Source organism: Eisenbergiella sp. OF01-20 (assembly GCF_003478085.1).
Lineage (GTDB): Bacteria > Bacillota > Clostridia > Lachnospirales > Lachnospiraceae > Eisenbergiella.
In genome coordinates this window covers 12739-27347 of record NZ_QUES01000042.1, presented here as the reverse complement: position 1 = coordinate 27347, position 14609 = coordinate 12739, and the positions used below count along the sequence as shown (strand labels likewise).

At 48.9% G+C, this 14609-nt stretch carries 14 protein-coding genes; 10 read left to right on the top strand and 4 right to left on the bottom strand.

Annotated elements, in window-relative coordinates:
• The first annotated feature begins 54 nt into the window (after nucleotides 1–54).
• Nucleotides 55–1230, top strand: coding sequence for a DUF4185 domain-containing protein (locus DXA36_RS28440; RefSeq protein ID WP_118682650.1), 1176 nt, complete (start codon nucleotides 55–57; stop codon nucleotides 1228–1230).
• A 156-nt stretch (nucleotides 1231–1386) separates the two neighbouring features.
• Here DXA36_RS28440 and DXA36_RS28435 read toward each other — a convergent pair whose 3' ends face one another.
• The 3 genes from DXA36_RS28435 to DXA36_RS28425 form a co-directional block, all read right to left on the bottom strand.
• A complete protein-coding gene (locus tag DXA36_RS28435) occupies nucleotides 1387–2691 on the bottom strand; it encodes a CehA/McbA family metallohydrolase (protein ID WP_118682649.1) in 1305 nt (434 codons plus the stop codon).
• A gap of 145 nt (nucleotides 2692–2836) precedes the next feature.
• Nucleotides 2837–3520 carry a ChbG/HpnK family deacetylase gene (locus tag DXA36_RS28430; protein ID WP_118682648.1) on the bottom strand — a complete coding sequence of 228 codons (684 nt, stop codon included), beginning with the start codon at nucleotides 3518–3520 and terminating at the stop codon, nucleotides 2837–2839.
• The gene (locus tag DXA36_RS28425; protein ID WP_118682669.1) at nucleotides 3517–4842 is read right to left on the bottom strand and encodes an MFS transporter; all 1326 of its coding nucleotides are present in this window, start codon (nucleotides 4840–4842) and stop codon (nucleotides 3517–3519) included. The genes DXA36_RS28430 and DXA36_RS28425 overlap by 4 nt, the downstream gene beginning before the upstream one ends.
• 209 nt (nucleotides 4843–5051) lie before the next feature.
• On the opposite strand from DXA36_RS28425, the gene DXA36_RS28420 reads away from it, so the two are divergent.
• Together DXA36_RS28420 and DXA36_RS28415 are read left to right on the top strand one after the other, a co-directional pair.
• Complete coding sequence (locus DXA36_RS28420) at nucleotides 5052–5189, top strand: GntR family transcriptional regulator (RefSeq protein WP_118682647.1); 138 nt, start codon at nucleotides 5052–5054, stop codon at nucleotides 5187–5189.
• Between the two features lie 14 nt (nucleotides 5190–5203).
• Entirely contained in the window at nucleotides 5204–5506 is a 303-nt protein-coding gene (locus DXA36_RS28415) for a hypothetical protein (protein ID WP_118682646.1), read from the top strand.
• Between the two features lie 237 nt (nucleotides 5507–5743).
• Here the strand turns inward: DXA36_RS28415 and DXA36_RS28410 are convergent, their stop codons facing one another.
• On the bottom strand, nucleotides 5744–6601 hold the full coding sequence (locus DXA36_RS28410; protein WP_118682645.1) for a type II secretion system protein: 858 nt from the start codon (nucleotides 6599–6601) through the stop codon (nucleotides 5744–5746).
• A gap of 291 nt (nucleotides 6602–6892) precedes the next feature.
• Between DXA36_RS28410 and DXA36_RS28405 the strand changes: the two genes are divergently transcribed.
• The 7 genes from DXA36_RS28405 (at nucleotide 6893) to DXA36_RS28375 (ending at nucleotide 14392) form a co-directional block, all read left to right on the top strand.
• The gene (locus DXA36_RS28405; RefSeq protein WP_118682644.1) at nucleotides 6893–7735 is read left to right on the top strand and encodes a DegV family protein; all 843 of its coding nucleotides are present in this window, start codon (nucleotides 6893–6895) and stop codon (nucleotides 7733–7735) included.
• Between the two features lie 342 nt (nucleotides 7736–8077).
• Nucleotides 8078–9259, top strand: coding sequence for an acetyl-CoA C-acetyltransferase (locus DXA36_RS28400; RefSeq protein ID WP_118682643.1), 1182 nt, complete (start codon nucleotides 8078–8080; stop codon nucleotides 9257–9259).
• Between the two features lie 195 nt (nucleotides 9260–9454).
• Nucleotides 9455–10231: an enoyl-CoA hydratase-related protein gene (locus DXA36_RS28395; protein ID WP_118682642.1), complete on the top strand. Its 777-nt coding sequence runs from the start codon at nucleotides 9455–9457 to the stop codon at nucleotides 10229–10231.
• A 233-nt stretch (nucleotides 10232–10464) separates the two neighbouring features.
• Complete coding sequence (locus DXA36_RS28390; RefSeq protein ID WP_118682641.1) at nucleotides 10465–11304, top strand: 3-hydroxyacyl-CoA dehydrogenase NAD-binding domain-containing protein; 840 nt, start codon at nucleotides 10465–10467, stop codon at nucleotides 11302–11304.
• 28 nt (nucleotides 11305–11332) lie between these two features.
• Nucleotides 11333–12487, top strand: coding sequence for an acyl-CoA dehydrogenase (locus tag DXA36_RS28385; protein ID WP_118682640.1), 1155 nt, complete (start codon nucleotides 11333–11335; stop codon nucleotides 12485–12487).
• Nucleotides 12488–12533: 46 nt separating this feature from the next.
• On the top strand, nucleotides 12534–13319 hold the full coding sequence (locus tag DXA36_RS28380) for an electron transfer flavoprotein subunit beta/FixA family protein (RefSeq protein ID WP_118682639.1): 786 nt from the start codon (nucleotides 12534–12536) through the stop codon (nucleotides 13317–13319).
• A gap of 29 nt (nucleotides 13320–13348) precedes the next feature.
• Nucleotides 13349–14392: an electron transfer flavoprotein subunit alpha/FixB family protein gene (locus tag DXA36_RS28375; protein WP_118682638.1), complete on the top strand. Its 1044-nt coding sequence runs from the start codon at nucleotides 13349–13351 to the stop codon at nucleotides 14390–14392.
• Nucleotides 14393–14609: the final 217 nt, after the last annotated feature.

The following is a 14609-nucleotide window of genomic DNA, read 5'->3' as shown; positions in this document are numbered from 1 at the left end:
TATAGTAAGGGTAGGGGGAGAGGGTGTCTGTTCTCCCCCTTGAAGGCGTAAATTATGAAAATCAGAGAAATAACAGGAATTGACGGTGACAGAAGAGACTATTATTTATATCCCAGGGCAGTCCCCCCTTATGAAAAATCAGATTATATCGAGACGGTTCTTTTTGACCGTTTCCGTTATCACAGCGGAGAAGGGGATATGTGGCCCCTTACCTGGGCAAAGGATGATATGATTTACGCCGGCGCAGGAGATAACCGTGGCTGCCCTATGAATATCTGGAGGATAAAAACGCTGCGTTTTTCCCCTGACAGCCTGACCTGTACAGGGCATTGGTGCATGGATCCCGTCAATGAACAGCCGATAGATATCAAAAAATACTGCATGGATCCCGCAGCGCCTTATGTTAAGCCTTCCGGGCTTCTGGATATTGGGGGAAGCCTTTACCTGAGCATGGAAGCACAGAATTATGGTGATAATCCTTATTTCTGCAGACAGCGGAATATCCATGGATGGATTGTAAAATCAACAGACGGCGGCAGAAGCTTTGACCCGGAAACAACACCCCGCAGCTTCTTTGAAGGAAAGCTGTCTTCCTGCCATTTCCTGCAGTTCGGCAGAGGGTATACCGGTGCGCGGGACGGTTATGTTTATGCCTATTTTCCCTGTGATTTGGAGGATGGGAACAGCTATTGGGAAAACAATGACGCACTGCTGCTGGGCAGGGTTTTGGCGGATCAGATTCCTATACGGGATTCCTGGGAATTTTATTGCGGGACCGATCCGGCGCATCCGGCGTGGAGTAAAAATGAAAAACTTGCCCAACCGGTATTTACTTATTATAAAATGACAGGCGCTAACCATGTGGCTTATAATCCGGGCATTCATAGATATCTGATGGGGAACTACAGCTTTGTGGATGAAAACCTGAATCCCCGTCCTGTCCATCAGATGCGGTATCCGGAATCCCACTACAGCCAGCTTACCTTATACGAGGCGGCGGAACCCTGGGGACCCTGGAAACTGTTCTATCAGGATGACCGCTGGGGAAGCTATGGCGATTATCAGCCTAATTTTCCCACAAAATGGATGACGGAGGACGGAAGGATCCTGTATATGGTGTCATCGGGATCCTGGGATGATTATAATTTAGTAGTTCAGAAAGTGGCACTGAAATTAAAGACGGATAAGGCATTCCCGGCTGCGGCGAGGTATTTCCAATATGAATTATAGGGTAGAAAAAGATGTAACCGTTCTGACTTGTCTGAACGGTTACAAGAGGATCGCAAATTCAAAACGCGTATCCTCCTCAAACCATTGTTTGAAGTTCGTACCCCACCGGAACCAGTTTTATCCCTGGCCCTCGCCGCTTCAAAGACTTCCCGGCTGTTATCGGAAATAGACCGGATTGGTAAGAAGCGCCTTCATGGGAGGGAGGCCGGGGGCATAGCTCCGGTACAATTCCAGACGCAGAAAATGGGCATCCGGGTAACGTCTTGTCAGTTTTAATTCAGCAGCGCCTGCAGGAGCGGACAGGGATTCCGCTGCCGTATCGGTAAGCAGACGGATTTCATCCCCCTGGCAAAGGCCGGAAAAAAAGATTTCCACGGACGCTCCGGGGGCGGCGTCCTCACCAAAGGAGGCAGGATGCCCTTCCGGCGACAGGGTAAGAAGATCCGCCTGTGGGCCTGTGGGAAGATAAGAAAGGTAGCCGTTTCCCCGGCGCAGTGCCTTCATCAGATCGGTTTGGGATCGGGAGGCAGCATACAGGCACTGGCAGGGCATGGCAAGGCTGCCCAGCAGACCGGGCCGGTGATAATCGCTTCCCCCGGTAACCGGAAGCCGGCGTCCGGCGCAAAGCTGCCGGTGCCACCAGAAGGCCGCTTTTTCATTCCGTTCCGACATGACACCGTTCCATACCTCCAGACCGTCAAAGGGCAGGGTAAAATCCCATTCCCAGGGAACCAGAGGGCAGAAGGGGTGATTGATGACGCGGAAAGCCCCGTTTTCTCCCGCTTCCCGGAATAAGTCCGCCGTTTCCTGCAGCGAAGCGGTAAAATAAGGAGCGCGGAAAGCCTGCTTTACCCCAAGGAAGCCCGCATGGCCTTTGTAATGTGTCCATTCCGTTCCCGGGATAAGCGTGATATCCTGGAAAAAGGGCAGCCGTTCATTTTGTGCACTGTTGTTGTGATCCGTAAGGATCAGGAAGTCCAGGCCCATGCGGCGGGCGAGAATGGCGGCCTCAACAGGTTCCAGAACCCCGTCGGAGGCAGTGGTGTGGACATGGGTGTCTCCCTTAAAAAGCCTGCGTTCCTTTAATGTCAGCTCCAGTTCGTATTCTACGGTAACTCCGCCGGAGGGAATATGATAAGCCCCGGCTATTATGTGCCAGGTCCCTGCCGGCAGCTCACAGGAGGCAAAACCCGCACTGCTGCCAAGGGGGGAGAGGCGGATACAGCTTCGGTCGGAGCCGGAAGCCCCGGCCATTGTTCCGTCCGGCATCATGACGGCCAGATCAATGGTGCAGGGTTCCCCCGCGACGGTAAACGGGCCTTCCTCCCGCAGGGGAGAAGAAGGATATCTGTATTGTATCGTAATGCTTTCCGTATCTTTTTCCACATCAAAGGGAAGCCGGATATACTCCCTTTCCCGGAATTTATCAAGAAAAAGCTGGAAATGGATATTTTTCGTCATAGGTACTCCTTTTTTATATGGGGAAAATGGCTGTGCCGCTTTGGAAATTGGCGGATACTATGTTACTTGTTCGGAAAAGGCGCCGTTTTCCAGGAAACCGTGCGGAAACCTTCTTTCTCCAGAAAATGGGCAAGCCGCCCGCTTTTTAAATATTCGTATTCCCAAACCCGCTTCCGCCATTGGGGGGTAAGCCGCAGCATGCCGGGATCAGGAACGGATGGGTGATGAAATCATCCGGCAGAGAAACCTTCATCCGATCCGCCAGGAAGATGATCCCGGCGTGAGCCGCCTTCAGGGCAGGAGATACGTTTCCGCAAAACTGCCGCTCCAGGAAAGAGGGGGAACGGGCAAAGCGGAAAGGCAGCCGGTATTTTTGACAGAGACGGAAGGCATTGATAAAGAAAAACCTGCCGTTGATGCCGTATAAGGTTCCTCCGTGGCTGTCAGCATGATCCGGCAGACAGCCTTCACCGGCCATCAGCCGGTACTGGGCACCCAGTTCTTTTGTCACATCCCCGGAAGCAGCCCGTTTTGCGGCAACGCCTCCGTCGGCGGGCAGGCAGCCGTCTGCCGTAAGGGAAGAGGGCTTTCCGGAGGAATAAGCAGGAGGCCAGCAGCTGCGTTCCCACTCGGAATACAGAGTCCAGTGTACGCCTACGGGAAAATGGCCGTCCACGGCATATTTACAGGCAGCCACAGCCTCCGGAGCCGGGGCAAGAACAGAGGAGGAAGTAATGGAGCCCATACGGAACAGCTCGCAGATCGCCTGATTCATGGCCGGACATAGACCGAAATCATCGGCATTAATAATCAGATACCGTTCGTTCATACCGACTCCTTTTTCGCAGCGCCGTCTTCCGACGGAGAGGGAGAACCTGCTCCTGTTTCCGGGAATTTCAGAAAACGGGAACACAGAACACTGACCGCCATGACGCACAGCGGAAATACCACCATCAGGAAACGTGCGGCATCATGCGGGCGGGGGCCGGGAATCTCCCCGCTTTCAAAGCCATATATGCGTCCTACGATCAGGAAGGCAAAACTGGTATAGAAACCGCTCAGACGGTTCATAAATCCCATGGCGCTGGCATACGTACCCTCCCGCCGCAGCCCGTTTTTCCGTGTATCCTCATCCATGATACGTGCGCCGATCAAATCCATGGTGGTAATGGCGCCCGCATAACCGAAACCCAAAAGGCAGGAGGCCGCTACGGCCGGAATAAGCCCGGATACGAAATACAGGGGAAGAAAAGAAAGCGTCAAAGCGATTAAGGCAATGCGCCATACGGGCATCAGGGAATGCTTTTTAACAAAAGCAGCCCATACGGAAACCCCTGCCATGGCGAACAGGAGAACCATGCCAAGAAGGACGGTATTTGCCATACTGTCAAGCCCCAGGGTATATTTTACATAGAAAGGGACCGCGGACATGACAAGGGACATGGCCGCACTGTAAAAAGCGTTGGTAAAGCCGAAAATCCAGAACTTGGGATTGGTGAGCAGATCCCGGAGCGTGGCGAGCAGACGCGGCTTCGGCAGTTCCTCTGCCTGTGCGGTCTCGTGGCAGCCAAGCGTACAGTAAAGGATAACAGCCACAGCCAGGCATCCGTAGAGAATACTTGTCAGCCCGTATCCCAAAGCTTCAGTTACCAGCGGTGTGAGCGCAATGCTGATGACCATGGCAAGCAGCTGAAAAGCCTGACGCATGGCATTGGATTTGGCCCGTTCTGCATCAGAGGTGAACAATTCGGGAAAGAGCGCTCCATAATTGGCATTTATCAGGGAATCCAGGGTTCCCGTAAGAATATACATCAGAAGCATATAGGAAACGATCCCGCCACCGACCGGGCCGGCGGGAATGTTGAAGAAGCCGATGAAACACAGGGCGAGCAGGGGAGCGCCGATAACGAGCCAGGGACGCCTCCGCCCCCAGCGGGTGCGCGTCCGGTCGGACAAAAACCCATAGACCGGATTGTCAATGGCATCCACAAAGGTATAAAAGAACAATACCATGGAAAATTGTGCCGTGGTGACGCCGTGTCCGATGACATAAAAGGCGGCGGCGTAGGTTTTGAACATATTAATAGGTATGGAAGTGCCGAACATGCCGACAGCATAACGAAAGGGACTGGTTTTCTTCGGTTGATTCATAAAATCCTCCTTTGCGGCGGGATCATCCTTCTCATTCAAAGGTAGCATAATAAGTATATTTTGTAAATCGGAGGGCATTTTTTCTTTATATAGCAATCAACGCAGCACGCTGCGTTTCATAAATTCATGATATATTCCCTGCAAACTGTGACACATATCTTGCAGGAAACAATTTGAAATTTACTTTAGTGCGGAAATGAGGAGCGTAGATGGGTAAGGTATTCTTATACCAGAAGGTGTATGAGATATTGCAGGAACGGATCCGGAAGGGGATTTACGTACCGGGCGGGAAGCTGCCCGGGGATGATATATTAAGTGATGAACTGAAGGTGAGCGCATCACGCTGAAAAAGGCGCCGGAAATGCTGGCGGACAGCGGTTATGTGAGAAGGGGGCCGGTAAGAGGAACCTATGTTAGGGAAAAGGAGAAAGAGGGTACGAAAGGGGGGAAAGGCGGTTCCGGGCATATGCTGGGACTGGCTCTGGAGCATGTATCCACACCCTACGGCCTGGAAATGAGGTACCAGATGGACAGCAGGATCATTATGCCCAGCCACGGGAAGCACTACAGCCCGGCCATCCTTCAGTTGTACCTAGATGACTTCCTCATGGTTATGATAGATAAGAAACTGCGGGGAAGCGATGTGAAGAGGATGATTATTTGATTCCCGGGATCTTGAATAAGAAATGATATACAAAAAATAGTAAAAGCAGGGTAACAGCATACGGTTGTAAATGTGGAAGATAATGTTTCATTAAATTAATAACAATTATGGTAAGTGGAAATTATAATGTAATTCATAAATTGGCAATTATATAAAAGCGTTAATTCATTGTAATGAAATAACGCTTTTATATGTGTAAGATTATCAAGAACATATAATCCATACTAATAAACAGATTTAATTTACGATACGTACCCATGTGTCTTTTACATTGCTATTGATTGTATCACTGGTATATGTACTGGATTGTATGTCTTTCACAGCATTCTCAGCGTTAGCATCTGTTATTGAAGTCGTATGCGGCTTTCCGTATCCCTGCCAGTAATAATAGGCACCATTATAATATATAAGAGGGGTATTTTGTGTGTTGCTTGCTTGAGTTGCAGTTAATAAAAATTGAACATTGCCGGCGGAATCTATATATTTGCATGGCTTCCATTTATATTTTGCAGCGTTTTCTGAGGTTAACTTACAAGTGTTTTCTAAATAAGCCAGTTCACTTTGCGTTAAAGCTGAATATTGGGCATTATTATAGAACGCATTTTTAGCATCTTCCCATTTTGTCATACTTGTTGATGAAGAGGAATCCTTATATAATTTTGTGATATGTTCAATCCGCCCTTTGCCTATGTCATCATCAAGAATGCTATATACAGTCGCAGAAGAAATATCATAAATTACATTAATTTTTCCTTTAGTAGTATAGCTTAAATAAGTGACTAGCGCCTTATTAAGTGTATCCTCAAAACGTAGAAGATTAATTTCTCCATCAACATCAGCAGTAGATAAAATTTGGGACCTATTGTTATTAAGGAAAAATTCAGGCTCAAAAATATTTTTTCCATAGCTTTCAAGCGCCAAAGCCTGCGCTGCCGTAACTACCGCCCGGCATTCAATGATCGCCTGCTGGTCTTTCGCCTTTTTTATGTACTTAAAAAGACCCGGCACTAAAATTGCCAGGAGAATGCCGAGAATAACGATTACAACAATCATCTCTACAAGGGTAAAACCCTTGTTTCTATTTTCACGTTTCATATGTAGATCCTTTTCCTCTTCCGCATTATGCGGAAGTAACCCTTTTGTATATTTATTTCCTTCATTCTAGCAAAAAGCCTGCGAAATAGCAAACTATTTTATTGCATTCTTTTTATGTCCCGGCCTGCTCCACAGCAGGAAATATTTTTCCTGCGGAATTGTCAAAGAATAACATTGACAGCTGCCAGAATATTTGTTATCCTTTCAAATGTTTTGATAATCAAATTATTTGATTCGGCATATGATATTGTTGTAAGATAACGGCGGTGTGCGCTTTTAATAGGAGGAAAAATGAGTATTCGTTTTATCTGTGATTCAACTTGTGACTATACGCAGCAGCAGGCGGAGGAGCTGGGCATCACGCTTGTTCCCCTCAAGGTATTATTCGGGGAGGAGGAATATTACGACGGAGTGGACATAAAACCGGAAGCGTTTTATGAGAAGCTGGAATCATCGGAAGAACTGCCCACGACCAGCCAGCCGTCGCCGGAGGCTTTTCTTGCGTATTTCCGGGAGGCAAAAGAGGCGGGGGATGATGTAATCTGTATCCTGCTTGCCAGCAGGCTGAGCGGCACCTGCCAGAGCGCTTTGGTGGCAAAGGATATTGTGGAATATGACCGGATTTATATCGTGGACAGCATGCAGGCGACTCTGGGGACACAGCTTCTTATTGAACGCGCTTTTGCCCTGCAAAAGGAAGGGAAAAACGCGGAGCAGATTGTTGGGGCACTGGAAGAGGATAAGAAAAAAGTATGTATTTACCTGATAGTGGATACGCTTCTTTATCTGCAGAAGGGTGGAAGGCTTTCAGCCGCCGGCATGGCGGTGGGAAGTGCGCTGAACCTGAAACCGGTGCTGGCCGTGCGTTATGGCGAGGTTAAGGTCGCGGGGCTGGCAAGAGGGCAGAAGGGGGCCTGGGATAAGCTGTTTAAGGCAATGGAAAAGGAGGGCGGCATGAATGAAGCCATGGGTTATAATCTGGGCTTCACGGGAAAAAAGGAATGTCTGGATGATTTCGCACGTTTCGTGAAGGGACGTCTGGGATCCGGATATAAAAAAACGGTGGCGGTGGGATCGGTAATCGGTGTGCATGTGGGTCCGGGGGCGAATGCCCTGGCAGTGTTTTTAAACTGACTTAAACTTTGCAGGAGCAAAATGGCCTTCCGCCCGCTGGCAGAGCGGAAGGCCATTTTGCTCCTGCGAAGTTTGTATAAACTGATTAAAAGGGAAAAAAGAATGGTCCAGAACCGGGATTTTTATGAAAAATTTATAGTTTTTACTTTATTTTAAGAGAGTTTTCCTGATTGATAAAGTTACGGGCATTTCATCCGTTATTTCATCGGATTTCAAGTTGAAAAATCCTTGCTATTAAATATTCTCTATGTTATAATAAAGGCTGCGGGCAATGACAAAAAATTAACAATACCGTTAAAGCCCGGTAAATTCGCACTTTTTAATGAATATGGAGGAGAAAACATGGCAAAGAAAATCGTTTTGGCGGGTGCATGCCGTACTGCCATCGGTACTATGGGCGGAAGCTTAAGCACAACTCCGGCGGCTGAGCTGGGTGCTATTGTTATTAAGGAAGCTTTAAACAGAGCGGGAGTTGCTCCCGAAGCAGTTGATCAGGTATATATGGGATGTGTTATCCAGGCAGGTCTTGGACAGAACGTAGCACGTCAGGCATCTGTCAAAGCTGGTCTGCCTATCGAGGTTCCGGCGGTTACCATGAACGTTGTCTGCGGTTCCGGTCTGAACTGTGTGAACCAGGCGGCACAGATGATTCTCGCAGGTGATGCGGATATCGTTGTTGCAGGCGGCATGGAAAACATGTCCATGGCTCCTTATACAATACCTCAGGCACGTTACGGATACAGAATGGGTAATGCCACAATGGTGGACACCATGGTTAATGATGCCCTTACCGATGCTTTTAACCAGTATCATATGGGTATCACCGCAGAGAACATTGCTGAGCAGTGGGGACAGACCAGAGAGCAGCTGGACGAGTTCGCGGCATGGAGCCAGCAGAAGGCTGTTGCAGCGCAGGAAGCAGGAAAGTTCGATGCGGAAATCGTACCTGTGGAAATAAAGAAGAAAAAAGAGACTATCGTTTTCAATAAGGATGAAGGCCCTCGTCCGGGTACCACGGCGGAAGGTATTGCAAAGCTTCGTCCTGCATTCAAGAAAGATGGTATTGTAACTGCGGCGAACTCTTCCGGAATTAACGATGGTGCGGCAGCCGTGATCGTTATGAGCGAAGAAAAGGCAAAAGAGCTGGGTGTTACTCCTATGGCAACCTGGGTGGCAGGCGCACTGGCCGGTGTGGATCCCACTATCATGGGAATCGGGCCTGTTGCAGCTACACAGAAGGTTATGGCTAAGACAGGAATGAATATAGATGAATTTGATTTGATTGAAGCGAACGAAGCGTTTGCAGCACAGTCCCTGGCAGTGGGACATGACCTTGGCATCGATAATGACAAGCTGAATGTGAACGGCGGCGCTATCGCTCTGGGACATCCTGTAGGAGCTTCCGGATGCCGTATTCTGGTTACTCTGCTTCACGAGATGGTTAAAAGGGATGCGAAGAAGGGGCTTGCGACTCTGTGCATCGGCGGCGGTATGGGCTGCGCTACCATCGTTGAGAGAGACTGATATAGGTTTAAAAAACAGAATGATTAGTAGACTTTTTGTCTGCTAATCATTCGTTATGCAGCAGGTTGTTTCGTGTAATGGTTCGGGGCAGGGCTGAACGGTTACATTTTTGTATCTTGTTGATGAACCGCCCAAGCGGCGGACAATTCCCGCCGGGGGCAACCGCCAGGCGGAAAGAGAGAAAGGATGAGTATCATGGAATACATTGTTTATGAGCAGAAGGGTTCTTATGCGGTTATTACCATCAGCCGTGAAAAGGCGCTGAACGCACTGAATTCCCAGGTTCTGGATGAACTGGACAAGACTCTTGACGGAGTGAATCTGGAGGAGGTAAGATGTCTGATTCTTACCGGAGCCGGATCCAAGTCTTTTGTTGCCGGAGCGGATATCGGGGAGATGAGCACACTGACAAAGGCGGAAGGAGAGGCTTTCGGGAAGAAGGGAAATGATGTTTTCCGTAAGCTGGAAACCTTCCCTGTTCCGGTAATCGCTGCTGTGAATGGCTTCGCTCTGGGCGGCGGCTGTGAGATTTCCATGAGCTGTGATATCAGAATCTGTTCGGATAATGCAGTGTTCGGACAGCCTGAGGTCGGTCTGGGAATTACTCCGGGCTTTGGCGGAACGCAGAGGCTGGCGCGTCTGGTTGGGCCGGGAATGGCTAAGCAGATGATTTATACGGCAAGGAATATTAAGGCGGATGAGGCTCTCAGGATCGGGCTTGTGAATGCGGTTTATGTACAGGAAGAGCTGATGGGGGCTGCTGAGAAGATGGCGGCGGGAATTGCAAAGAATGCGCCTATCGCTGTGAGAAACTGCAAGAAGGCCATAAATGACGGGCTGGATGCGGATATGGACGATGCGCTTGTGATCGAGGAGAAGCTGTTCGGGGATTGCTTTGAGAGTTATGATCAGACGGAAGGAATGGCGGCTTTCCTGGAGAAGAGGAAAGTGGAGAAGTTTCTTAATAAGTAGGAAAAAAGGGATTTAGGGACTTAAGGGATTTAAGGACTTAAGGGATTTAAGGACTTAAGGACTTTTGGCGCGTTACTCCGCCGGGCCGCTCAGGGCCTTTGGCCCTTCGCTGTGCGGCTTCGCCGCATGTGGAGGTGAATCTGAGTCCTGGTCGGTGAGCAAGCTCCCCGATCAGGGCTCAGGTTCATCTCCACGCCCGGCTCAATTATAAAACACATAGGAGGCTATACATCATGAAGGTTGGTATTATTGGTGCAGGTACAATGGGATCCGGTATTGCGCAGGCTTTTGCCCAGACGGAAGGATACGAGGTATTTCTGTGCGACATTAATGAAGAGTTTGCTGCTAACGGCAAAAACAGAATTGCAAAGGCTCTGGAGAAGAGAGTTGCTAAAGGAAAAATGGAGCAGGCGGCTGCTGACGCTATCCTTGGTAAGATTACTACCGGTGTAAAGACTATCTGCACGGATTGTGATCTGGTTGTGGAAGCTGCTCTGGAAGTTATGGATATCAAGAAGCAGACCTTTAAGGAGCTGCAGGATATCTGCAAGAAGGATTGTATCTTCGCTACCAATACTTCTTCCCTTTCCATTACGGAAATCGGCGCAGGCCTTGACAGACCTGTTATCGGTATGCATTTCTTCAATCCCGCTCCTGTTATGAAGCTGGTTGAGGTTATCGCAGGCCTGAATACACCTGACAGCGTTGTGGAAACCATCAAAGAGATTTCCGCTGCTATCGGCAAGACTCCTGTACAGGTAAATGAAGCAGCAGGCTTCGTAGTTAACAGAATTCTTGTTCCCATGATTAATGAAGCAATCGGCATTTATGCGGAAGGCGTTGCTTCTGTAGAAGATATCGATACCGCTATGAAGCTGGGCGCTAACCATCCTATGGGACCGCTGGCTCTGGGCGATATGATCGGTCTGGATATCGTTCTGGCTATCATGGAAGTTCTGGAATCCGAAACAGGCGATCCGAAGTACCGTCCTCATACACTGCTTAAGAAGATGGTTCGCGGCGGACAGCTTGGACAGAAGACCGGCAAGGGCTTCTATGATTACAGCAAGTAAATAAGATAAAACGGAGGAGTAATTAATCATGGATTTTACTTTAAGCAAAGAGCATGAAATGGCAAGAACTCTTTTCAGAGAATTTGCAGAAAAAGAAGTAAAGCCTCTTGCACAGGAGGTTGATGAAACAGAGGAGTTCCCCAGGGCTACCGTAGAAAAAATGGCTAAGCTTGGTTTCCTGGGAATCCCGGTTCCGAAGGAATACGGCGGACAGGGCTGCGATCCTTTAACTTATGCTATGTGCGTGGAAGAACTTTCTAAGGTTTGCGGCACAACAGGCGTTATCGTATCCGCACATACCTCCCTTTGCTGCGATCCCATCATGACCTATGGTACGGAAGAGCAGAAGCAAAAATTCCTGGTTCCCCTTGCAAAAGGCGAGAAGCTGGGCGCTTTCGGCCTGACCGAGCCCGGTGCAGGTACGGATGCACAGGGACAGCAGACAAAGGCTTATCTGGACGGGGACGAATGGGTTCTTAACGGATCCAAGATTTTCATCACCAACGGTAAAGAAGCTGATGTTTATGTAATTTTCGCTGTTACCAGCGTTGTAGAAGATAAAAGAGGCAGAAAGAAAAAAATGATTTCTGCATTTATCGTGGAAAAAGGAACTCCCGGCTTCTCCTTTGGTACCAAAGAGAAGAAGATGGGTATCCGCGGTTCTTCCACATATGAGCTGATCTTCACCGACTGCAGAATCCCCAAGGAAAATCTGCTGGGTGCGGAAGGCAAGGGTTTTGGTATTGCCATGCATACCCTGGACGGCGGACGTATCGGTATCGCTGCACAGGCTCTCGGACTTGCAGAAGGCGCTCTTGAGTGCACCGTTAATTATGTGAAGGAAAGAAAGCAGTTCGGCAGAGCTATCGGCGCTTTCCAGAACACACAGTTCCAGCTTGCCGACATGGCTACCAAGGTAGAATGTGCACAGCTGCTGGTTTACAAGGCTGCTATGGCTAAGGCTGCCCAGAAGGTATATTCCGTGGAAGCTGCAAGAGCGAAACTGTATGCGGCTGAGGTTGCTATGGAAGTTACCACCAAGGCGGTACAGCTGCACGGCGGTTATGGTTATACCAGAGAGTACGATGTGGAGCGCATGATGCGTGATGCCAAGATTACCGAGATTTATGAAGGAACAAGCGAAGTTCAGAGAATGGTAATCTCCGGTGCACTGTTGAAATAACACCGCTAAGGTTAAGAGAATATAAGAAAACAAGGAGAGGAATACAATGAAAATTGTTGTTTGTATTAAGCAGGTACCTGATACAAAGGGCGGCGTTAAATTCAATCCCGATGGTACGCTGGACAGAGGTGCTATGCTTACAATCATGAACCCGGATGATAAGGCAGGTCTGGAGGCCGCACTGAGACTGAAGGACGAATACGGCGCTGAAGTTACCGTAATCACAATGGGTCTTCCCAAGGCAGAAGAAGTTCTGCGCGAGGCTATGGCTATGGGCGCAGATAATGGTATTCTCGTAACTGACAGAGTACTCGGCGGTGCGGATACCTGGGCTACCTCCCAGACACTGGCCGGAGCGATCCGTAACCTGGAATATGATCTGATCATCACTGGCCGCCAGGCTATCGACGGCGATACCGCACAGGTTGGCCCTCAGATTTCCGAGCATCTGGGAATCCCGGTTATTTCCTATGCACAGGATATCAAGGTGGAAGGTGACAGCGTGATCGTAGAGCGTCAGTTTGATGACAGATATCATGTGCTGAAAGCAAAAATGCCCTGCCTGATCACTGCTCTGGGCGAATTAAACGAGCCTCGTTACATGACTCCCGGCGGAATTTTCGATGCTTATAAAAAGGAAATCACCGTATGGGGAAGAGCAAATCTGGTAGATGTTGACGATTCCAACTTAGGTCTGAAGGGCTCACCCACACAGATTGCCAAGGCTTCTGATAAGGTAAGAAAGGGTGCAGGACAGAAAGTAGTTCTGGATACGCCGGAGGAATCTGCTTCTTACATTGTTGAAAAGTTACTGGAGAAACACGTTATTTAAGAATAAACAGAAAAGTGTGGTGAATAAGGATGAATTTAGAAGAATATAAGGGAGTATTTGTCTTTGCACAGCAGGTTGATAACGTAGTGAGCGGAATCGCACTTGAGCTGATTGGCAAAGGGAAAGATCTGGCAAAAGATTTAGGAACGGAAGTAACTGCTGTACTGGTTGGTTATGAAGTAAAGGCACTGGCTGACGAACTGGCAGCTTTCGGTGCTGACAAGGTAATCGTTGTTGACGATCCGGAACTGAAGGAATACAGAACAGAGCCCTATGCACATGCACTGGCATCTGTAATCGAGAAATACAAACCGGAAATCTTCCTGGTTGGTGCAACCGCAATCGGCCGTGACCTGGGCCCCCGCGTTTCCGCGAGAATCCATACCGGTCTGACCGCAGACTGTACCCAGCTGGATATCGGTGATTTCCCGTTAAATCCCATTCCCGGACAGGAGCAGAAACATAATCAGCTGCTGATGACCCGTCCTGCTTTCGGCGGCAATACCATTGCAACCATCGCCTGCCCGAATTTCCGTCCTCAGATGGCTACTGTACGCCCCGGCGTTATGCAGAAGGCTCCTAAGGTGGAAGGCGCCAAGGCAGTTGTGGAAGAGTTCAATCCCGGATTTGCTCCGAATAACAAATATGTGGAAATCATGGAAGTTGTTAAATCCGTAGTGGATGCGGTTGATATCATGGATGCAAAGATTCTGGTATCCGGCGGACGCGGTGTCTGCAGCCCTGAGAACTTTAAAATCCTTCAGGATCTGGCAGATGCAGTAGGCGGAACCGTAAGCTGCTCCCGTGCAGTAGTGGATGCCGGCTGGAAGCCCAAGGATCTTCAGGTTGGACAGACCGGTAAGACCGTACGCCCCAATGTATATTTTGCAATCGGTATTTCCGGAGCCATCCAGCATCTGGCTGGTATGGAAGAATCGGATCTCATCATCGCTATCAATAAGGATGATACCGCACCTATCTTTGACGTAGCTGACTACGGCATCGTAGGTGACCTGAACAAGATTGTTCCTGCCCTTACCGAAAAAATCAAAGAAGCAAAAGCTGCAAAATAATGCAGTAAATAATGACCGCCGCTCTACGGCTTTGCCGTAGGGCGGTTTATTTTTGTGCGCTGTTACTTCCAATTAGATAGCCAAGTCCAAATGCAGTAATGCGGAGGCTTATTACTGCAATCAAACCTTCTAATCCAATCATGGATATCACCGTCCTCTCCACAGCTGTTCCGGCAGAACATACATATTTGATTTGTTATATTATGTAATGAATTTA